The organism is Pannonibacter sp. I15F10I1, from assembly GCF_900185665.1.
GTDB classification, from domain to species: domain Bacteria; phylum Pseudomonadota; class Alphaproteobacteria; order Rhizobiales; family Stappiaceae; genus Pannonibacter; species Pannonibacter indicus.
Genome location: NZ_FYAN01000014.1, coordinates 106,045 through 126,659 on the forward strand (window position 1 = coordinate 106,045; position 20,615 = coordinate 126,659).

The following is a 20,615-nucleotide window of genomic DNA, read 5'->3' on the forward strand; positions in this document are numbered from 1 at the left end:
CGGTCATGCAGGGTGGGCGGCACGGGGCGCCGCACGGCGGGTTTCGATGGCGTGCAGCAGCCCGCCGGGCCGGGTGTAGGCGGCCCAGGTGATGACGAGGCAGATCACGTAGAAGGCGAGGAAGCCCCAGAGCGCGGCCACCGGGCCGCCGGTCATCTCGATGGAGGTGCCGTAGGCCTTGGGGATGAAGAAGGCGCCATAGGCCGCAACCGCACTGGTGAAGGCGATGATGGCAGCGCTTTCGCGTTCCACCTGACGGCGGCGGCTCGCCTCATCCAGTTCCGGCATCAGCCGGGGGATTTCCGAGGCCATGATGGCCGGGATCATCTGGAAGGTGGAGGCATTGCCGACACCGGTGAGGAAGAACAGCGCCATGAAGCAGGCGAAGAAGCCTGTGAAGCTGCCGCCTTCACCACCCTGCGGCAGGAAGCTGATCACCCCGAAGACGGCGATGATCATGCCCGCGAAGGTCCACAGCGTCACCCGCCCGCCACCGAAGCGGTCGCTGATCCAGCCCGTACCGGCGCGGCTGAGTGCACCGACGAGCGGCCCGAGGAAGACGAACTGCAGCGCATTCACCTCCGGGAACTGCAGCTTGGTCAGCAGCGGGAAGCCCGCCGAATAGCCGATGAAGCTGCCGAAGGTGCCGGTATAGAGGATGCACATCAGCCAATTTTGCTTGCGCGAGAAGATGATGGCCTGTTCGCGGAAGCTGGCCTTGGCATCGGCGATATCATTCATGCCAAGCCAGGCCAGGGCGGTGGCCGCCAGAATGAAGGGCACCCAGATGAAACCGGCGTTCTGCATGAACAGCTGCGTGCCGTCGCTCAGGGTCTGCGGCGCCCCGCCAAGGACACCGAAGACACCCGTGGTGATAACGGCCGGCACCAGGAACTGCATGACCGAGACACCGAGGTTACCGAGCCCGGCATTCAGGGCCAGCGCGTTGCCCTTCTCCGCCTTGGGGAAGAAGAAGGCGATGTTGGCCATGGAGGAGGCGAAGTTGCCGCCGCCGAAGCCGCACAGCAGCGCCAGCACCAGGAAGATCAGGTAAGGCGTCGAGGGGTCCTGCACCGCGTAACCGATGCCCATGGCAGGCAGCAGCAGCGAAGCGGTGGACAAGGCCGTCCACAGCCGCCCGCCGAAGATCGGCACCATGAAGCTGTAGAAGATGCGCAGCGTTGCCCCCGAGAGGCCCGGCAGGGCCGCCAGCCAGAACAGCTGCGAGGGCGTGAAGTTGAAGCCGATGGCCGGAAGCCGGGCGACCACGACGGACCACACCATCCAGACCGAGAAGGCCAGCAGCAGCGCGGGGATCGAGATCCACAGGTTGCGGCGGGCAATCGCGCGGCCCTTTTCCTGCCAGAACTGCGGGTCCTCCGGCCGCCAGTCATCCAGCACCTTCTTCATGACGGTGCGGTCCGGCTGGTGGATTTCCTGCATTTCCGGCAGGGCGGGCAGCTTGTCGAGTTCCGCGCCATGGGCTGCGCGCTCCATCCGGCGGATCGACATGTGCATCCAGCCAAGCGACACGGCCACAAGCAGGAAGAGAAGGGCAAAGCAGCTGGTGTAGATGCCCGTGACATCCAGCAGCGCGCCGAAGATGATCGGCAGGATGAAGCCGCCGAGGCCGCCGATCATGCCGACCAGGCCGCCGACCGCGCCCACATGCTGCGGATAATAGACCGGGATGTGCTTAAACACCGCCGCCTTGCCGAGGCTCATGAAGAAGCCGAGGACAAACATGGTGATGACGAAGGGCCACAGGTCCATCTGGGTGGAGAAGGTGATCAGCCCGTCCTTGCCGCGAATGACGTAGTCCGTTGGCGGATAGGACAGCATGAACAGGAGGACCAGCGAGAAGCCGAAGGTCCAGTACATGACCGACCGTGCGCCGAAGCGGTCCGACAGGTGCCCGCCATAGGCGCGGAACAGGGAGGCGGACAGGGAGAAAGCCGCAGCCGCCATGCCGGCCGTCTTCACATCCACGCCATAGACGGAGATGAGATAATGCGGCATCCACAGGGCCAGCGCGACAAAGGCGCCGAAGACGAAGAAGTAATAGAGCGAGAAGCGCCAGACCTGCAGGTTCTTCAGAGGCGCAAACTGCTCGGCAAGGGACGGTGCCTTCACACCGGACTTGCGGCGCGCCACCAGCTGCGGGTCATCTTCCGCCAGCAGATAGAAGGCGATGCCCATGAGCGCCAGACCTGCCGCCCACACATGGGCAACACCCTGCCAGCCATAGGCCACCATGACGAAGGGCGCGATGAACTTGGTGACCGCCGCCCCCACGTTGCCCGCGCCAAAGATGCCGAGCGCCGTGCCCTGATGGCCCGCATCATACCAGCGCGAGACATAGGCAACGCCGATGATGAAGGAGCCGCCGGCAAGGCCGATGCCGAGCGCGGCCAGCAGATACATCGGATAGGTGCTGGCGAAGGTCAGGATCCAGGTGGCCGCTGCCGTCAGCAGCATCTGGGCGGAAAACACCAGCCGCCCGCCGAATCTCTCGGTCCAGACGCCGAGGAACAGGCGCGTCACCGAGCCGGTGAGGATCGGCGTCGCCACGAGCAGGCCGAACTGGAACTCGGAGAGACCCAGCTCGGTCTTGATGGCCACACCGATGATGGAAAAGATCGTCCAGACCGCAAAGCAGGCCGTGAAGGCGATGGTACTGAGTGCAAGCGCACGATTCTGCGCCCCACCCGTTACGGAGGGGGATGTAATCACAGGAAACTCTCCCGGTTCCGGCATCTATTCGCGTCGTGATGCCGAGGGGAGACTGCCAATGACTGCAGATCATAAACTTGACCTGCATCAAAACACTTCACAAGAAGGCCAAAATAAACGAGAAACAAAAACTATTAATACATGTAATTGACGATTTAATACAGACCAATAATTTTAGTTTGACATTGTGATTGACAATTATCAATCAACGAGACACTATTTGCGAAGAAAATTGAGGCGCGACATGAAAACAGCCTATCTGGACGAAATCCGGCAACTCGACCTGTTCCACAGCATGCAGGACGAAAATTTCGAAGCCGTCATGCGTGGCGCCTATGTACAGTCCTTCCCGCCTCTGGTGGATCTGATCCATGAAGGCGACAGCAGCGATTTTCTGCATGTCATCATTGACGGCAGCGTCGAGCTTTACGCCACATGGTCCGGCAAGGAGACGACAATCAGCATCGTGCGGCCGGTCTCAACCTTCATCCTGGCAGCCACCATCCGCAACGCGCCTTATCTGATGTCGGCGAAAACCCTTGAGCGCTCACGCATCGTCATGCTGCCTTCCGAGGACGTGCGCCGCATATTTGATGCCGACAGCGGTTTCGCCCGTGCGGTCGTGCGTGAGCTTGCAACCTGCTACCGGGCCTCGATCAAGCACACCAAGACGCTGAAACTGCGAACCTCGCTGGAGCGGCTTGCCAATTACATTCTGCAGGAAAGTGCCGCCCGCAACGGTGCCGATGCCTATGTGCTTGACCTGGAAAAGCGGAAGCTTGCGTCTCTCCTCGGCATGACGCCGGAGAACATGTCCCGCGCCATCAAGGCCCTGTCACCCTATGGCGTGCATATCGACGGCAGCCGCGTGGTGATCGAAAAGCGCGCAGAGCTGGAGCGCTTTGCAAGGCCCGCGCCCCTCATCGACGATCCATCGTCCTGAGGCAGCCGTGGACTGCAGCCTCGTTTACCCCAGAAAATAGGCATGCAGCGGATCAACGCCGAACAGGACCGGATGCAGCAGCAGCATCAGGTAAAGCAGCACGGCGGCCACACAGCCTCTCAGCACCGTTTCCCGCAGCGGCAGAAGGCAAGCCAGCAACGGCCTTGCGGCAACGGCTGAATCAAGATCCAGCCAGCGCGCGCCCATCTGCCGCTGTTTGCGCCGGTTCAGCATGCGCATGCCCAGAAACGAGAACGCAAGAAAACTGCCGAACATCAGCACATGGGCGGCATTGCCCTTGACCACGAGATGCGCAAGCGACCAGAGCGCCAGCGCCACCAGCAGCGGATGGCGCGTCAAACGCACAATGCCCGGCCGGGCGGGATCAAACAGCCCGTTGTTCATGCCCCCGAAGGAAAACGGATTTGGGCGCCCGAGCGCCAGAGACGCAATCAGGAACGCGGCCAGCATCAGGGCGAGCGCGAAATGGGCGAGAGCTGGAACCGTATCCCAGAGATGCACGTAAGGCGCACGCCCGGCCGCACCAATCACCCAGGCCAGCAGCAGTAGGGAAAGTGCCGAATAAGCCAGGGTGAAGCCGCGCGGCCCAAATGTTGCAACACATGTTGAGCGGACCACCGGAATGGTTGGTATCCGGTGTGCGAGCAGGAACACCATGAAGGCAAGAATGAACTCTCCGGCGCCAAGAACAGCACTCATTCCTCAGTCCTCCGCAGACCGCCAGCGCCAGCGGCCCTGACCTCGTCATGTGTAGGCCGCGTCTCTCCCCCCGTCCACGCCGCCGCACGCGGCGGGCCGAGGCGCAGGAGATCGATGGCGCGGGCGGCAATCTGGGCGGTCACCTCGTCAAGGCTTGCCGGGCGCAGATAGAAGGCCGGAACCGGCGGCAGGATGATGCCGCCCATTTCGGTGATCAGCGTCATGTTGCGCAGATGGGCAAGCGTGAGCGGGGCTTCGCGCGCCAGCAGCACCAGCGGGCGGCGCTCCTTCAGTTGCACCGAGGCCGCACGCACCAGCAGATTGTCATCCAGCCCATGGGCAATGGCCGCCAGGCTGCGCATGGAACAGGGCGCCACGATCATGCCGTCCACGGGGAAGGAACCGGAGGCAATGCGCGCGCCCACATCATCAGCCGAATGGCGGCAGGCAGCCAGAGCTGAGAGGCTTTCCAATGCCCCTGCCCCGCATTCCAGCGCCAGCGTGCGCTCCGCTGCCGGGCTCGTCACCAGATCGATGCGGATGGACCGGGCCACAAGCTCCCGCGCCGCCGCCAGAGCCAATGCCGCGCCCGATGCCCCCGACACGCCCAGAACCACGTGGCTCATGACAGGCCCTCCGCCGCCAGAATGCGCTGAGCGGCAGCCTCGGCCGCAGCGCTCAGCTTCATCACCTTACCAAAGGGGCGCTGGGTTTCAGAGCCGGTCTTCACCGTGGCATCGAGGCCGATCTTGCCCGCCAGCCCATCGAGGGGCGAGGCGAAGTCGAGGTAATCCATCGGCGTACGGTCGAGGATCATGCTGTCGCGGGCGGGGTCATAGCGGGTGGCGAGCGCCCAGGCGATGTCATCCCAATTGCGCGGATCGATATCCTCATCCACCACCACGACCATCTTGGTGTAGCTGAACTGCGGCAGCATGCCCCACAGGGCCATCATCACCCGCCGCGCCTGCCCCGGATAGCGCTTGGCGATGCTGACCACGGCCATGCGGTAGGAGCAGGCAGCCGGCGGCAGCCACAGATCGCGCACCTCCGGGATCTGCTGGCGGATGACCGTCAGGGCCAGATCATTGAAGACCTCGCCGATGACCGAGGGCTCATCCGGCGGGCGCCCCGTCCAGGTGGAGAGATACAGCGGATCGCGCCGGTGCGTGATGGCGCTGACGGTCAGAACGGGGAAAGGCTCGACCGAATTGTAGTAACCCGTGTGATCGCCGAAGGGGCCTTCGGGCGCCGTATCGCCCGGCTGCACCCAGCCTTCGATGATGATCTCCGCATCCGCCGGAACCAGCATGGGAATGGTGCGGGCAGGCACGAGACGGGTGCGCGCCCCGCGCAGCACACCGGAAAAGGCAAGTTCCGAAACGGTTTCCGGCAGGGGCAAGGCAGCCCCCAGCAACAGCGCGGGATCGGCGCCCAGCACGACCGCCACCGGCATCGGCTTGCCGCGCCCGGCATCGGCCTGCATGTAGTTGCGGTGATGGGCGGCCCCGCCGCGATGGGCGAGCCAGCGCAGGATCATCCTGCCGCTGTCCAGCACCTGCGCCCGGTAGACCCCTGCGTTATAGGCGGCCGTATCCGTCAGCGCAGAACCTTCCGGCCGGGTCAAAACCACCGGCCAGGTCACCAGCGGCCCGCCGTCTTCCGGCCAGCAGGTCTGCACGGGAAGAAGCGAGAGATCGGGCTCTTTCATCACCTCGTCCTGCACCGGCGCCCGGCTGGTCAGCCTCGGCCGGTTGCGCAGGGCAGCGGCCAGTTGCGGCCAGCGCGAGAGCGCGTCCCGCACCCCGTCCGGCGGCACCGGATTGCGCAGGGCCGCCAGAAACTGGCCCAGCGCCGGAATATCCGTAAGCCCCACGCCCAGCCCCGCCGCCACCCGCTCCCGCGTGCCGAAGAGATTGGCGACAACCGGCACCGGACTGATCCGCCCGTTTGCATGCACCGGCTGGTCAAACTGCAGCACCGGCCCGCCCTTCAGCAGCACCTGCCGGTGCACCGCCGTCATTTCCTCGGCCAGAGCGACAGGCGAGGCAATGCGCCGGAACGTGCCTTCCCCGGCACACCAGCCAAGGAAGGAGCGGAGATCGGGAAAGGGAGGAAGCGTGCGCATGAGGGCCCGGGCAAAAGACTGCAAAAGACTGCAAAAGACCGGCAAGGCTTAGCAGCCCTTCTGCCCCCGAAGGTTGATGCGCATCAATCTGGCGGACGGGAAGTTCACGCCCCCTTCGGACGGAAGGCCGCGACCACATCCGGGTTGGTTTCGATGCGGGCCGCACCGATGAGGTCGAGGCAATAGGGAACGGCGGCAAAGATGGCATTGAGTGAGGTGGCGATGGCCGCAGGCTTGCCCGGTAGGGTGATGATGAGGCTGGCGCCGCGCGTCACGGCCTCCTGACGGGAGAGAATCGCCGTCGGCACTTCGGCAAGATTGGCCCGGCGCATGGTCTCGCCGAAGCCCGGCAGATGCCGTTCGGCAATGAGGCTGACGCCTTCCGGCGTCTGGTCGCGCGGTGCTGGGCCTGTTCCGCCCGTCACGAGAATGAGACTGCAGCGCTCGACATCGCACAGCGCCTGCAGCGTTGCCGCAACGCTGTCCGCACCATCCGGAATGAGCCGGCACACCACTTCAAACGGCGGCAGCACCGCTTCCTTCAGCCAGTCGAAGATGGCCGGTCCGCTGAGGTCCTGATAGGTGCCCGCACTCGCCCGGTCGGAGACGGTGACAATGGCAATCTTGGGCAGGGGCATGGGGTCTGTCCCTCTTGAAAATCATCTGCGGGATAAGGCTTAGCATTGCGGGCGAGTGGCCAGTTTGCGTCCGCGCAAAGTGATATGCAACCTGCAAGGACGCTGAAGTTTGTTCCGCAACAACGTCCCCCGCCCCCGAAGACCTTAGCTGTGAGCCCACCGCTGGCAATCGCCAATAACGGGAGACCACAGCATGTCATCACCTCATGAACCGCACCGGCCGCCTGCCGGGCGTTTCACGAAATCGGCCGCACGCAACATCTTCTACGGCGGGTCGATCTTCTTCTTCCTTGTCTTCGTCGGGCTCACCGCCCAAAGCCACTGGCACATCGTCACCAAGTCCACGGACGAGGCAACACTGACCGAGGGCGTCATCCGCGGCAAACACGTGTGGGAAAAGCACGCCTGCGTCAACTGCCACTCGATCCTCGGTGAGGGCGCCTATTTCGCGCCTGAAGTCGGCAACGTCTGGGTCCGCTATGGCGGCAAGGACGATCCGCAGGCCGCCCGCGAGGGGCTGATTGCCTGGATGCAGGCCCAGCCTTCCGGCATCGAGGGCCGCCGCCAGATGCCGCAGTTTCACCTGACCGACCAGGAACTGAACGACCTCGTCGATTTCCTCGAATGGACCAGCCGCATCGACACCCAGGGCTGGCCGCCCAATGACGCGGGCTGAGGAGGGACAACCATGAAATACGCTTCCCAAAGAGTGGCCTACTGGTACTTCGTCTGTGCCATGATCCTGTTCGGCGTGCAGATCGCCGCGGGCGCTCTCGCCGGCACGGTCTATGTGCTGCCGAACACCCTGTCCGAACTGATGCCCTTCAACATCATCCGCATGATCCACACCAACGCGCTGATCGTGTGGCTGCTGATGGGCTTCTTCGGCTGCGCCTATTATCTGGTGCCGGAAGAGGCAGAGCGGGACATCGAGAGCCCGCTTCTGGCCTATATCCAGCTTGGCCTGCTGATGTTCGGCGCGCTTGCCGCCGTCATCGGCTATACGCAGGGCATCCATGAGGGGCGCGAGTTCCTGGAGCAGCCGCTCTGGATCAAGATCGCCATCGTCGTGGTGGCGCTGATCTTCCTCTACAACGTCTCCATGACCGTGCTGAAGGGCCGCCGCACCGCCGTCACCAGCGTGCTGCTGCTGGGCCTTTGGGGCATCGCCGTCTTCTGGCTCTTTGCCTTCTATGCGCCGGACAATCTGTCGCTGGACAAGGTCTACTGGTGGTACATCGTCCATCTGTGGGTGGAAGGCGTGTGGGAACTGGTGATGGCTTCGGTCCTTGCCTTCCTGCTGATCAAGATGACCGGCGTCGACCGGGAAGTGATCGAGAAGTGGCTCTATTCCATCGTCGGCCTTGCCCTGTTCTCGGGGCTGCTGGGCACCGGTCACCACTACTACTGGATCGGCGCGCCGGGCTACTGGCAGTGGGTGGGATCGATCTTCTCCGCCCTTGAGATTGCCCCCTTCTTCGCCATGGTCATCTTCGCCTTCTCCATGGTGTTCAAGGGCCGCAAGGACCATCCGAACCGGGCGGCCATGCTGTGGTCGCTGGGCTGCACGGTGGGCGCCTTCTTCGGGGCGGGCGTCTGGGGCTTCCTGCACACCCTGTCTTTCGTGAACTACTACACCCACGGCACGCAGGTGACGGCCGCACACGGGCACCTCGCCTTCTATGGCGCCTATGTGATGCTCAACCTCGCGCTCATCAGCTATGCCATGCCCTATCTGCGCGGCAAGGCGCCCTATCACCAGACGCTGAACATCATCTCCTTCTGGATCATGAGCGGCGCCATGATGGTGATGACCTTTGCCCTCACCTTCGCCGGTGCGGTGCAGGTGCATCTGCAGCGGGTGATGGGCATGTCCTACATGGACGTGCAGGACGAGATTGCCCCGTTCTACTGGGTGCGCCTCGGCTCCGGCGTGCTGGTGCTGATTGCAGCGCTGATGTTCCTCTGGTCCGTCTTCGGCCCCGTCCGTGACCGGCGGGTGGCCGCCCAGCGAAAGGCTCAGACAGCAGTCCAGCCTGCCGAATAGGCCTGCCGAATGAGCCTTGCTCCGGGCGCAGTGGTGGGCCGCGCCCGGAGCCCCCTTCACGCCAGCGCCGAGATCCCAAAGGCGTGATCCCAGAGGCGTGATCCCAGAGACGTGAGCCCAGAGACGTGAGCCCAGAGACGCAAGCAAGGAGATCTTCATGACCGTCCCGCACTCCATGCCAGCAGCATCCGCTGCGCCCTTCTACGCCCCTTCCGGCAACGAATGCCTGCTGTTCGAGCAGGCCTACCGCAACCGCCTGCCGGTGCTGCTGAAAGGGCCGACCGGCTGTGGCAAGACCCGTTTCGTCGCCCATATGGCCGAACGCCTTGGCCGCCCGCTCTATACGGTTGCCTGTCACGACGACCTGACCGCCGCCGATCTGACCGGCCGCTATCTGCTGAAGGGCGGAGAAACCGTCTGGGCCGATGGGCCGCTGACCCGCGCCATCCGCGAGGGCGCGATCCTCTATCTCGACGAGGTGGTGGAGGCGCGCAAGGATGTGACCGTGGTGCTGCATCCCGTCACCGACGACCGGCGCATCCTGCCGCTGGAGCGAACCGGCGAGATGCTGAGCGCCCCGCCGGAGTTCATGCTCGTGATCTCCTACAATCCCGGCTACCAGAATGTGCTGAAGGCCCTGAAACCCTCCACCCGCCAGCGCTTCATCGCGCTGGAGTTCGGCTATCCCGATCCGGACACGGAAGCCGCCATTGTGTCGGCCGAAAGCGGCCTGCCGAAGGACCGCTGCGTGCCGCTGGTGCGCGTCGCCAATGCCCTGCGCGACCTCAAGGGCCAGGACGTGGAGGAAGGCGCTTCCACCCGGCTTCTCGTCTATGCCGCGACACTGATCCGCGCAGGCGTAAAACCCGCCGCCGCGCTGGAAGCTGCCCTGCTGCAGCCGCTCAGCGATGATGCCGATGTGCAGGCGGCGCTGGCACGGGTGGCGGAACTCGCACTGGGGTGAGACATGTCGATCTTCGAACCGGAGGAATTCGTCGGCTCGCACTGGCACGCGCTGGTGGGCAGCCTCACCACCCTGCCCCGTTACCCGCAAGCAGGCGTGCCGCTCACAGACATGCGCCTGCGGCTCGGCGTGCTGTTCCGGGCTTTTGGCGGCAGCGGCGCCATCCGCATTGCCGAAGCTGCCCCCGCCGTATCCGGCCACCGGCTCAGCCTGCTGCGCCGCGTGGGGCTGGGGCAGGAAAAGCTGGAGCGCGCCGTTCTGGACACTGCAGCCCTGCGCCTGCCGCCGGTGATCGACTGTTTTCCGCAGAAGGAAGACAATGCCGCGCTCTACGAGTGGCTCGCCGCCTGGTTTGCCCATGCGGAGCCGGTGGCAGCACATGAGGATCCTTTCGTCAGCGACCTTCTCTCCCTGCGCGCTGCCGTTGCCGCCACGCGGGAGGCGCTGAACACATGGCCGGGCCTGAGGGCGCTGTTTCACCGGCAGCGTGCGGCCGCTCTTTCCGTCCGGCCCGAACGCCGCCTGCCGCCCGTGGAAGCAAGGCTGGAAGAGACCATCTGCGCCCTTCTCGGCGGCCGCCGCCCGCCGGACACCAGCCTTCTTGCCGCCATCGAGGAACCGGATGCAGATCTTCGCCAGTTCCACGCCCCGCGCGGCTACCGGCCCTTCCTGCCTGTGCCCCTGTTCGGCGAAATCCGCCTGACCGCAGGCGCGCCCCAGCCGGACGAACGGGATGAGGCAAACGGGCGATCCGTTTCCGCCGACGCGCGCCGGCGGCAGGCCGAGCGGCGGCAAACGGACCAGAGCGACCGGGGCGACCCGCTCTGCTTCCACCGTTTCGAGACGATCTTTTCACTGGCCGAGATGGTCAACGTGAACCGCCGCGTCGATGAGGACGACGAGGACGGCGCCAGACAGGCCGCCGAAGACATGAGCGACCTGACCATCGGCAGCAACCGCCAGCGCACAGCGGCAAGGCTGAAGCTGGACCTCGACCTTGCCCCAGCAGAAGCCGAAGAAGCCAGCCTCACATCGGGCCTGACCTATCCCGAATGGGACTGGAAGAAGCAGACGCTGCGCCCGAACCACTGCCGGGTCATCGCCGGACGGGCCAGGGAAGACAGCGAAGGCTGGCAGCCCACGGCGGAGATGCAGCGCCAGATCCGGGCCGTGCGGCGCCACTTCGAGGCCCTGCGCCCGCGCCGCGTGGTGCTGCATGGCCAGCCGGATGGAGAAGACCTTGATCTCTCGGCTCTGGTGCGCGCCGCCGCCGACCGCAAGGCCGGTGGCGCTGGCTCGGAAAACCTCTTTCTGGCCGGGCGCGCCATCGAGCGGGACCTGTCCATGGCCGTGCTGATGGATGTATCCCTGTCGACGGATGCCTCGCTCGGCACCCACCGGGTGATCGACGTGGAGAAGGCCGCGCTTCTGGCTCTGACGCAAGGGCTGGATGCCTGCGGGGACGAGCATGCGATCTTCACCTTCACCTCCCGCCGCCGCAGCGCCGTGCAGGTGGATACGGTGAAGGACTTCGGCGATGCCGTGGACAATCGGGTGCTGCGGCGGATCGAGGGGCTGAAGCCGGGGCAATACACCCGCATGGGCGCCGCCATCCGTCATGTGAGCGCACAACTGGCTCAGCGCCCGCAGCGCCACCGGCTGCTCCTGCTGCTGACCGACGGCAAGCCGAACGACATCGACTATTACGAAGGCCGCTATGGCATCGAGGACACGCGCTCGGCCATCCGGGAAGCGCGCAAGCAAGGCCTCAAGGTGTTCGGCGTGACGGTGGACGAGGAAGCGCGGGACTATTTCCCCTGGCTGTTCGGCCGGGGCGCCTATGCCATCATCACCCATCCGGACCGTCTGCCCTCGGCGCTTCCGGCCATTTACCGGCAGCTGGTGGGATAGCTTGCAACAAGCTGAAACTTTGCGCCCGCGCAACGTCGCCCGCCGCCTGCAGGCGCAGCATGAAGGTTGCAGGCATCCACCCGAAGGAGGCCTCGCATCAGCCAGGGAGGCAGAAACATGGTCACGATCCTGAGGGGCCCGGTCTGCGCGGAAACCATCCTGGACGGGATGATGGAGACCTACAAGGAAACCATCCCCGTCTTCATCCGCCGCAAGATGCGGTGCATCGGCTGCCCCATTGCCCATCTGCATGATGTGCGGGAGGCCTGCGAGGAGCATCATGTGCCGCTTGAGGAGTTCCTGAGCGACGTGAACCGGGCTATCCTCGGCGCCAGAGGAAAGATGCCATGACACGCGAAGCACCGGAAATCGACCTGAAGGATATCGCCGCCGGCTTGCAGATGCCGCCGGAAGAGGCCTTGCGCCTGATGCGGGCCGGGGGCATCACCTGCCGTCTGCATGAGGGGCGCAATGAAGACGAGGGCCGGTTCGCCTGCCTGTTCTTCCACGGCAACAAGCGCCTGACGCTGATCGCCGATGCCGCCGGAACCATTCTGCGCCGCAGCCTCGTCGACTTCGGCCAGCATCCCTTGCCCCCGGCCATGCGCCAGGGCCCGCAGCTGCGCTGAACCCGGCCCGCATCTGCGGACCGGGCAAGCAGCATTCCAGTATCAGCCACAGCCGCCCCGGCCGGAAGAGCCGCAGCCGCAGCTGTCCGAATGGCTGTGATCCACCTCGGCAACTTCGCCGTCCCGCGGGCGGCCGACGACGACATGCCAGTCGGAGGGGCCTTCCACCCGGTAGGTCCAGGTGAACTGGCCCGGCAGGTAATGCTCGAACTGATGCAGCAGGCCGAGCGGATTGTGGTCGTTGATCAGCTCGAAGCTTTCGCCCGGCATCAGCGCCTCGAACTGGCGGAAGACCAGCATGTGGCGCTGCGGGCGCGGCAGGGGGCGCAGGTCGACGGTGACGGGGGGAACAGGATCGGACTGGACAGCGGAAAGGGTCATCAGAGGCTCCATGACAGAGGTTGAGGCCTCAACAGCTAGAAGCTTCGCATGCTGCCTTCCTTGTCGGGGAACAAACTCCGGAGCGCCTCTGCCCGGCCGGGCTCAGTCGCCGCTGCTTTCCGCCAACAGATAAAGCCGGTGCGGATCGACCACCACAACCCGCTTGCGGCTGGACTGGACAAGCCCCTTGGCTTCCCAGGCGGTCATCACCCGGCTGACCGTGTGCAGCGTCGTGCCGGTCATTTCCGCAATGTCCTGCCGGGTCACCGGGAAGTCGATGAGAATGCCCTCTTCCGTCTTCTTTCCGGCCTGACGCACCAGCCGCAGCACCGCATGGGCAACGCGCCGCTCCACCTCTTCCGTCGAAAGCTCCAGAATGCGCGTGTGTGCATCCTGCAGGCGCTGGCCCACGGTCTGCAGCGCATTGAGCGCCAGCGTCGGGCTGCGGGCGATGAAGGCCTCCCACTGGTTCGAGGGCCAGGCCAGCGCCAGACTGTCGACGATGGCGGTGGCCGTTGCCGGATAATCCGGACGCCGCATGGCCCGCGCGATGCCGAAGATGTCGCCCGGATTGACGTGCCGCACCACCACCTGCTGGCCATCCGGCGTGGTCTGGATCACCTTCAGCCGGCCGCTGAGCAGGCAGAAGAACTCCGTCGCCTCGATGCCCTGCATGAAAGCCGTGGCCCCATCCGGCAGCTGGCGCACACTGGCCGTAGACAGGACATTATCAAGATCCGCATCACTCATGTACTGGAAAATACTTAGATTGCGAATGAGCGAGCGATCCAGTCGATGCACGGCCATTGAATTTCTCCAGATCACTTTTCAAAGCCGCAGCAATGACTTGTTTCATCGACTGCGACCAAATGGCATCCCCGGCAACCACCGCTGCACTGTTTGCCTTTTCGCAAACACCTCTACTGCCCTTTGTTCTGTAATCCAGTCAACACCCAAGGCAACCTGAATGAAAGGAAATGCCATGTTGACCCGCCGTGAAGCCCTGTGTGGTGCAGCCGCCATCGCCCTTCTGATCGCAGCGCCGCTCCATGCGGAAGAAGGACCCAACCCCACGCTGAAGGCCGCAACCGGACAAACGGACCTGACCGTTGGCCTTGAGCGCGTGAAAGCCAAACTCGTCGCCCCGCCTTTCGTCATGGAGCATGATCAGGTGGCCAAGGGCGGACCGAAGGTCGTCCAGTTCACCATGACCATCGAGGAAAAGAAGATCGTCATCGACGGCGAAGGCACCACCTTCCAGGCCATGACCTTCGACGGCTCGATGCCCGGCCCGACCATGGTGGTGCATGAAGGGGATTATGTCGAGCTGACACTGATCAACCCCGAAACCAACTCGATGCCGCACAACATCGACTTCCATTCGGCAACGGGTGCCCTCGGCGGCGCGCAGCTGACCTTCGTCAACCCCGGCGAACAGGCCACCTTGCGCTTCAAGGCCACGAAGAACGGCGCCTTCGTCTATCACTGCGCCCCCACGGGCATGGTCGCCTGGCACGTGGTCAGCGGCATGTCGGGCACCATTCTGGTGCTGCCGCGTGACGGGCTGAAGGATGAGGCGGGCAACCCGATCCACTATGACCGGGCCTATACCATCGGCGAGTTTGATCTCTACGTGCCGAAAGACGAGAACGGAAAATACGTGGACTATGACAGCCCCGGCGAGGCCTATGCCGATACGGTCGAGGTGATGAAGGGGCTGGTACCCACCCATGTCGTGTTCAACGGCGCCGTTGGCGCGCTGACGGGCGAGAAGGCCATGAAGGCCAATGTCGGCGAGACCGTGCTGATGATCCACAGCTCGGCCAACCGGGACACCCGCCCGCATCTCATCGGCGGCCACGGCGACCACGTCTGGGAGCGCGGCAAGTTCGACAACCCGCCGGAAAAGGGGCTGGAGACGTGGTTCGTGGCAGGCGGCAGCGCCGCCGTGGCGACCTACAAGTTCCTGCAGCCGGGCATCTACGCCTATGTGAACCACAACCTCATCGAGGCCATGGAACTGGGGGCAGCAGCCCACTTCAAGGTGGAAGGCGACTGGGACAATGACCTGATGATGCAGGTCTCGGCCCCCGGCCCGATCCCCAGCAACTGACAGCATGCCGCGGCAGCCCGCCTCTCCGGGCTGCCGCAGCTTCCCTCTACTCTCCCTCTCTGGCGATCAGGAGGTCATCCATGGCCTTGATCAGATACACCAGCGCCGCCGTTGCAGGCCTTGCCCTCCTCACTCTGCTGCAGGGCTTTGCTGCCGCACCAAAGGCCCCGCATCCCGCACCGGAGACAGTCAGGCTGGAACAGGCCGCCCTCGCCTACCGGGAGCCCGGCGAGTTTCTGGACCGGGGCACGCCGGTCAACGGCCCGCGTGTGCCGCTGACGCTGGAAGCCCCGCTCACCATCATGCGGGCGCAGGTGACGCGCGGCGCCTATGATGCCTGCGTGGCCGACGGAGCCTGCCTTGCGCTCGGCACACAGGGCACGCCGGATCTGCCGGTCACCGGCGTCAATTTCATCGATGCGGAAGCCTATGCCGCCTGGCTGTCGGCCAAGACCGGAGAGACGTGGCGCCTGCCGACCGACCGGGAATGGGCGCTCGCCGCCGGATCGCGCTTCAAGGACGATGCCTATACGGAGATCAGCGACCCGGTCAACCCGTCGCGGCGCTGGATTGCGGTCTACGATATTGAATCGAAACTGCAGGAGGAGATCGACCCCAAACCCATGCCGGCCGGACACTTCGGCACCAATGAGCATGGCCTATTGGATCTTGCCGGCAATGTCTGGGAATGGACATCCACCTGCTACCGCCGCCACCATGTGCTGCCCGGCGGAGAGGTGCGGGAAACGGAGAACTGCGGCATCCGCGTCGCCGAAGGGCGCCACCGGGCGCTGATGACAACCTTCTTCCGCGACCCCAAGGCCGGGGCCTGTTCGGTGGGCGTGCCGCCCGCCAATCTCGGCATCCGGCTGGTGCGCGAGGAAACAGGAGTGCGGCAATGGCTGGGCTTCTAGAGCCGGACTCGATGCCCCTGGCCGCTGCAGCAGACACCGCCCTGCTGCAGCGGCTTGCGCATGTTCTGCAGGACATGGGCCTGCCTTGTGCCTGTCAGGAGGAGGTGGAGCGGACGGTCGCCGTCTTCACCGAATTCGAAATCCGCCGCACCCGCCGCCGCCTGCTGGAAAGCGCAAGGGAGCGCACGCGCCAGCTGGCCGGTTTCCTGCCCTATCTGCAGGATCTTGAATCCCCCGGTGCCGCCGAACTGGATGCCGCCGACCTTGCCGTTCTCGCCGATGCCTTCCGCCAGATTGCCGCTGCCGCCGCGCAAGGGGTGGCAAGCCTTGAGCTTCTGGCCGCAATGCAGCCGGGCGCTCCACGGCAGGACGGCTGACAAGCTGCGTCAAAGCTTGTGCCTGCACAAAGAGGCGGAGCAGCAACTGCCACACACTTCCTGCAACATCCATCCGCAGGAGCCCCACAGGAGCAATTGTCCCATGACCGGCGAAGCCTCCATCCTCGCAGCCCTCACCACCGTCGATGATCCGGAACTGGGCGTCAGCATTGTGGATCTCGGGCTTGTCCGGGAGATTTCCTGCACGCCCGGCCGCATCCGCATCACCCTCGGCATGACGACGCCCACCTGTCCGCTGGGCGGGCTGATCGCCGAAACCGCAGCCATCGCAGTGGAGGAGATTGCCGCGCCGCAGACGGAAGTGGAAGTCACGCTCGACCGCGCCTTCCGCTGGACGCCGGACCTTGCAGCGCCGCATGTGCGCCAGCGCTTCGGCGGCGAAAACCCTGTGCCCGCCTCTGATACCGGGGCCGGCCTGTGGCAGCAGTTGCGGGCAAGGCTGTGGAGCTGACCATGCTCCACTCCATGGTGCAAGCAATCCGCCTTCTCACCGCCGTGCTGGCGCTGGCGAGCCTTGTCACCGGCCTTGGCGCCGGACTGGCGCGGCTGGGGCTTTTCGATCTTGCCCTTTCAGTTTCGGACCGGCATTCGGTCTTCATGCTCTGCGGCTTCTTCGGCACCCTGATTGCGCTGGAGCGGGCGGTGGCGCAGGGCTCGGCTGCAGCCCTCGCCGTTCCCGCTGTGTCTGGGTTCGGGGCCGTCCTGATCTGGTTCGAGCCGCAGTCAGCCGCCCTCGCCTTCGTCGCTGCCGGGGCAGGCCTTGCTGTGCTGAGCGCGCAGGCGGCGCTGGCGCTGCGCACCCTGTTCAGCGCCGTCTTGCTGGTGGCTGCAGTGCTATGGCCCATCGGCACGGGCGTGTGGCTTATCACCGGTGACCCGGCCCTTGCCGCCTATATCTGGCTGGGCTTCCTCATCCTCACCATCACGGCCGAACGGATCGAACTGTCGCGCCTGCGCCAGCGCGGGCCTCTGCAAGCCGGATTGCTGGTCCTGCTGGTTGCCGTCTTCTGCCTCGGGCTGCTGACAGGCGAGCCCTTTGCCGGAACGCCCTGGCTGACGGGCACGGCCCTCGCCGGGCTTGCCCTGTGGCTGACGGTCAATGACGTGGCGCTGATCACCATAAGGGGCGAAGGCCTTGCCCGCTATTCCGCCGCCGCCCTTCTGTGTGGCTACGGCTGGCTGCTTGTGGCCGCAGCGGCACTCTTGATGCTGCCGCCGGGAACGTCCGCGGCGGGGCATGACATTGCGCTGCATGCCATCGGTCTCGGCTTCGTGCTGTCCATGGTCTTTGCCCATGCCCCCATCATCCTGCCCGCCGTCGCAGGGCTGCGCATCCGCTATTCGGCCGCGCTCTACCTGCCGCTTGCGCTTCTGCAAGGCGCAACGGCGCTGCGGGTGGCGGGCAATCTGCTGGAACAGGACGGCCTGCGCAATGCATCCGGCTGGCTCACCATGGGCGCTCTCGGCCTCTACGCAGCGGCACTTATCCTCTCCAGCCGGCACCGCCCGCACAAAGCCTGTGCAGCGCACAACAACCGTCATCCAGTTTGACCTGGCTCAACGTCGCCCGCCGTGCCGGAGGCTATTTCTTCCACATACATGAATTTAAAATTCAACTTTGGAGAATATCATGTCCATGAAGTCCCTCATCCTCGCCACGGCTATGGTCGTCAGCCTCACCGGCATGGCCGCAGCAGCCGATCATGAAGTCAAGATGCTGAACAAAGGCGAGGCCGGCGCCATGGTCTTCGAGCCGGAACTGATCACCATCGCTCCCGGCGACACCGTCACTTTCAAGGCGACGGATGCCGGCCACAACGCTGAAACCATCCCCGGCATGCTGCCGGACGGCGCCGAACCCTTCGTCGGCAAGATGGGCAAGGATGTCACCGTCACCTTCACTGAGGAAGGCGTCTACGGCATCAAGTGCAAGCCGCATCTGGGCATGGGCATGGTCGCCGCCGTCATCGTCGGCGCCCCGGTCAATCTGGAAACCGCCAAGACCGTCAAGACACCCGGCAAGGCCGGCAAGAAGTTCGAAGCCCTGCTCGGCGGGCTTTGATCGCATTGGGACGAGGCGGCAATCTGGCCGCCACCGCACGGCTTTTCAGCGCTCCTCTCCCCCCTTGAGGGGGAGATGTCTGCGTCAGCAGACAGAGGGGGTAGCAGCGCCTCAATACGGCAGGCCCTCTCTTACAACCGGACAGGCTGCATACCCCCCCTCTGCCCCCTGCCGGGGGCATCTCCCCCTCAAGGGGGGAGAGGAGTTGGAGCCTAACTGGCTGTCCGTTGTAAACATTGCCGCCTTGAGAGGAGGGGAAATCACCAGCCTCGGCCCAAGCAGGCAGAAAAATGAGTGCCTGACCGGCTGTCCCCACAGAACGCAGTTGCTGAGACGCATTCAAAATCCCGCAAGGCACCACCAGGGAGATCATCACATGACCAGTCCGCACTGGCTTTCCGGCGGCTTCAGGCCGTTCTTCTTTCTTGGTGCCCTTGCCATGGCAGCTTCCGTGCTGATGTGGGTGCCGGTCTATTCGGGCCTCTTCTCCCTGCCCACCTTGTTCGTGCCAAGGGACTGGCATGTGCACACGCTGATCTTCGGCGGCGTGATGGCCATCATCGCAGGCTTCGGCTTGACGGCGGTGGCCAACTGGACCGGCCGTCCACCGGTTTCGGGCGCGCTGCTGCTGGCGCTGGTACTGCTGTGGCTGGCGGGGCGGGTGGCCGTCACATGCGGCGCCGGTCTTGGGCCCCTTCCGGTGGCCGTGCTGGATGTGCTCTTCCCCCTCGCCCTCGCTGCCGTGATGGCGCGGGAGGTGATCGCCGCCCGCAATTTACGCAATCTGAAGATCGTCGCCGTGATCGGCCTGCTGGCCCTGGCGGACCTCGGCTTTCATCTGGAAGCAGCACAGACCGGCGTGGCAGATGTCTCGCTCAGGGCGAGCCTATCGCTGGTGATCCTGCTCATTCTCATGATCGGCGGGCGCATCATCCCCGCCTTTACCCGCAACTGGCTCAACGCCCGCAAGGCGACGAAACTGCCGGTCATTTTCAACAAGGCAGACGCCGCCATCATGGTGCTGAGTGGCGCCGCGCTTGCGCTCTGGACCGTGCTGCCCGACGCTCTGGCAACGGCCGTCCTCATGCTGCTGGCGGGAGCGGGGCAGATCTGGCGGCTGACACGCTGGTGCGGGTTTGCGGCAAGGCGTGAGCCGCTGCTGCTGATCCTCCATATCGGCCACCTCATTCTTGCCCTCGGCTTTCTGGCGGTGCCTTGCGCCGCGCTGCTGCCGCAGATTGGCGATGCAACGGCATCTGTGCATCTGTGGACGGCGGGCGCCATCGGCATCATGACGCTGGCCGTCATGACCCGCGCCAGCCGGGGCCACTCGGGCCATCCGCTGACGGCAGACAGGCTGGATCTGGCCATCTTTGCGCTGGTCATCCTCGGCACGATCGCCCGTGTCGCCTCGCCGCACGCCGGAGACGCGGCACGCGCGCTGCTGGACACGGCGGCTCTCGCCTGGGCCGGGGCCTATCTCGCCTTTGCCGCCGGTTATGCCCGCCGCCTGCTGCTGCCCCCGGCCAAGGCGGGATGAAGGGAGAATTGCCCGATGGACCGGCTGGCGCCGAACAGGACCGGGGATGGCCTGCAGGCCGCTCTTGCCTATGGCCTGCCGCTGTCCGCCGCTTACATCGCCACCGGCCTCACCCGCACCCTCTGGCTTGACGCCCATGCGGGTCCGCTGCCCGGCGCCTTGCTGGAGGCGGCGGTCTTTCTGGCTCTCTGCCTTGCAATGCTCGCCAGCGGCTGGCAGGACCGGGCGATCCGGCGGCATCCCATAGCAGCCGGGGCGGGCATGCTGCTTCTGTTTCTGCTTCTGGACGCTGCCATTGCGGCCGGGCTGTGCGGTGTTCCGCTCGCCCGCCATTTCGGCCGGTTTACGGAAGCGCAGGGGCTCGTCCAATTCACTGCCCTTATCTTCTGCGCCCTGCTGCCCCGGTTCTGGTACAGCGAAACGTGAGAAATGCAGGCCACCAGCTGAGAACCCGTCACTTTGCGGCGTGAAGCACAGGCTTATGCTCCGTGTTC

Annotated in this window: 22 protein-coding genes; 15 read left to right on the top strand and 7 right to left on the bottom strand. The window is 64.9% G+C overall.

Annotation, left to right across the window (positions count from 1 at the left end):
- Positions 1-3 precede the first annotated feature (3 nt).
- Positions 4-2,757 carry an MFS transporter gene (locus IF10I1_RS10175; RefSeq protein WP_094463056.1) on the bottom strand — a complete coding sequence of 918 codons (2,754 nt, stop codon included), beginning with the start codon at positions 2,755-2,757 and terminating at the stop codon, positions 4-6.
- Between the two features lie 220 nt (positions 2,758-2,977).
- Here IF10I1_RS10175 and IF10I1_RS10180 point away from each other — a divergent pair, with 220 nt between their 5' ends.
- On the top strand, positions 2,978-3,676 hold the full coding sequence (locus tag IF10I1_RS10180) for a cyclic nucleotide-binding domain-containing protein (RefSeq protein ID WP_019965913.1): 699 nt from the start codon (positions 2,978-2,980) through the stop codon (positions 3,674-3,676).
- A 24-nt stretch (positions 3,677-3,700) separates the two neighbouring features.
- Here the strand turns inward: IF10I1_RS10180 and IF10I1_RS10185 are convergent, their stop codons facing one another.
- The 4 genes from IF10I1_RS10185 to mog form a co-directional block, all read right to left on the bottom strand.
- A complete protein-coding gene (locus IF10I1_RS10185; protein ID WP_186392672.1) occupies positions 3,701-4,396 on the bottom strand; it encodes an NnrU family protein in 696 nt (231 codons plus the stop codon).
- On the bottom strand, positions 4,393-5,022 hold the full coding sequence (locus IF10I1_RS10190; RefSeq protein WP_186392673.1) for a UbiX family flavin prenyltransferase: 630 nt from the start codon (positions 5,020-5,022) through the stop codon (positions 4,393-4,395). Before IF10I1_RS10190 ends, IF10I1_RS10185 begins: the two co-directional genes overlap by 4 nt.
- On the bottom strand, positions 5,019-6,524 hold the full coding sequence (locus IF10I1_RS10195; protein ID WP_186392674.1) for a UbiD family decarboxylase: 1,506 nt from the start codon (positions 6,522-6,524) through the stop codon (positions 5,019-5,021). The genes IF10I1_RS10190 and IF10I1_RS10195 overlap by 4 nt, the downstream gene beginning before the upstream one ends.
- A 104-nt stretch (positions 6,525-6,628) precedes the next feature.
- Positions 6,629-7,162 carry a molybdopterin adenylyltransferase gene (gene mog / locus IF10I1_RS10200; RefSeq protein ID WP_122520804.1) on the bottom strand — a complete coding sequence of 178 codons (534 nt, stop codon included), beginning with the start codon at positions 7,160-7,162 and terminating at the stop codon, positions 6,629-6,631.
- A gap of 193 nt (positions 7,163-7,355) precedes the next feature.
- On the opposite strand from mog, the gene IF10I1_RS10205 reads away from it, so the two are divergent.
- The 6 genes from IF10I1_RS10205 to IF10I1_RS10230 all read left to right on the top strand — a co-directional run bounded on the left by IF10I1_RS10205 (position 7,356) and on the right by IF10I1_RS10230 (position 12,713).
- On the top strand, positions 7,356-7,838 hold the full coding sequence (locus IF10I1_RS10205; protein ID WP_050473032.1) for a cytochrome c: 483 nt from the start codon (positions 7,356-7,358) through the stop codon (positions 7,836-7,838).
- Between the two features lie 12 nt (positions 7,839-7,850).
- Positions 7,851-9,209 (top strand): cbb3-type cytochrome c oxidase subunit I, encoded by a 1,359-nt coding sequence (locus IF10I1_RS10210; protein WP_050473031.1) that lies wholly within the window; start codon positions 7,851-7,853, stop codon positions 9,207-9,209.
- A 157-nt stretch (positions 9,210-9,366) separates the two neighbouring features.
- Positions 9,367-10,173: a CbbQ/NirQ/NorQ/GpvN family protein gene (locus IF10I1_RS10215; protein WP_050473030.1), complete on the top strand. Its 807-nt coding sequence runs from the start codon at positions 9,367-9,369 to the stop codon at positions 10,171-10,173.
- Positions 10,174-10,176: 3 nt separating this feature from the next.
- Positions 10,177-12,084, top strand: a complete 1,908-nt coding sequence (locus IF10I1_RS10220) for a nitric oxide reductase activation protein NorD (RefSeq protein ID WP_186392675.1) — start codon at positions 10,177-10,179, stop codon at positions 12,082-12,084.
- Positions 12,085-12,201: 117 nt separating this feature from the next.
- Entirely contained in the window at positions 12,202-12,435 is a 234-nt protein-coding gene (locus IF10I1_RS10225; RefSeq protein ID WP_058898995.1) for a DUF1858 domain-containing protein, read from the top strand.
- Complete coding sequence (locus IF10I1_RS10230) at positions 12,432-12,713, top strand: DUF6522 family protein (protein ID WP_186392676.1); 282 nt, start codon at positions 12,432-12,434, stop codon at positions 12,711-12,713. Before IF10I1_RS10225 ends, IF10I1_RS10230 begins: the two co-directional genes overlap by 4 nt.
- 42 nt (positions 12,714-12,755) lie before the next feature.
- On the opposite strand, the gene IF10I1_RS10235 is transcribed toward IF10I1_RS10230, so the two are convergent.
- Entirely contained in the window at positions 12,756-13,094 is a 339-nt protein-coding gene (locus IF10I1_RS10235; protein WP_186392677.1) for a DUF2249 domain-containing protein, read from the bottom strand.
- A gap of 102 nt (positions 13,095-13,196) precedes the next feature.
- On the bottom strand, positions 13,197-13,901 hold the full coding sequence (locus tag IF10I1_RS10240; protein ID WP_050473026.1) for a Crp/Fnr family transcriptional regulator: 705 nt from the start codon (positions 13,899-13,901) through the stop codon (positions 13,197-13,199).
- A gap of 175 nt (positions 13,902-14,076) precedes the next feature.
- Here IF10I1_RS10240 and nirK point away from each other — a divergent pair, with 175 nt between their 5' ends.
- From nirK to IF10I1_RS10280, 8 genes are all read left to right on the top strand, one after another.
- Entirely contained in the window at positions 14,077-15,207 is a 1,131-nt protein-coding gene (gene nirK, locus IF10I1_RS10245; RefSeq protein ID WP_094463060.1) for a copper-containing nitrite reductase, read from the top strand.
- A gap of 80 nt (positions 15,208-15,287) precedes the next feature.
- Positions 15,288-16,121 (top strand): SUMF1/EgtB/PvdO family nonheme iron enzyme, encoded by an 834-nt coding sequence (locus IF10I1_RS10250; RefSeq protein WP_186392678.1) that lies wholly within the window; start codon positions 15,288-15,290, stop codon positions 16,119-16,121.
- Entirely contained in the window at positions 16,106-16,498 is a 393-nt protein-coding gene (locus IF10I1_RS10255; RefSeq protein WP_186392679.1) for a hypothetical protein, read from the top strand. The genes IF10I1_RS10250 and IF10I1_RS10255 overlap by 16 nt, the downstream gene beginning before the upstream one ends.
- 103 nt (positions 16,499-16,601) lie before the next feature.
- The gene (locus tag IF10I1_RS10260; protein ID WP_186392680.1) at positions 16,602-16,970 is read left to right on the top strand and encodes a metal-sulfur cluster assembly factor; all 369 of its coding nucleotides are present in this window, start codon (positions 16,602-16,604) and stop codon (positions 16,968-16,970) included.
- Entirely contained in the window at positions 16,937-18,070 is a 1,134-nt protein-coding gene (locus IF10I1_RS10265; RefSeq protein ID WP_244284691.1) for a hypothetical protein, read from the top strand. Before IF10I1_RS10260 ends, IF10I1_RS10265 begins: the two co-directional genes overlap by 34 nt.
- Positions 18,071-18,149: 79 nt before the next feature.
- Entirely contained in the window at positions 18,150-18,581 is a 432-nt protein-coding gene (locus IF10I1_RS10270; RefSeq protein ID WP_186392681.1) for a pseudoazurin, read from the top strand.
- 376 nt (positions 18,582-18,957) lie between these two features.
- Positions 18,958-20,121 carry an NnrS family protein gene (locus IF10I1_RS10275; RefSeq protein WP_186392682.1) on the top strand — a complete coding sequence of 388 codons (1,164 nt, stop codon included), beginning with the start codon at positions 18,958-18,960 and terminating at the stop codon, positions 20,119-20,121.
- A 15-nt stretch (positions 20,122-20,136) separates the two neighbouring features.
- Positions 20,137-20,547: a hypothetical protein gene (locus tag IF10I1_RS10280; RefSeq protein ID WP_122520814.1), complete on the top strand. Its 411-nt coding sequence runs from the start codon at positions 20,137-20,139 to the stop codon at positions 20,545-20,547.
- The last annotated feature ends 68 nt before the right edge of the window (positions 20,548-20,615 follow it).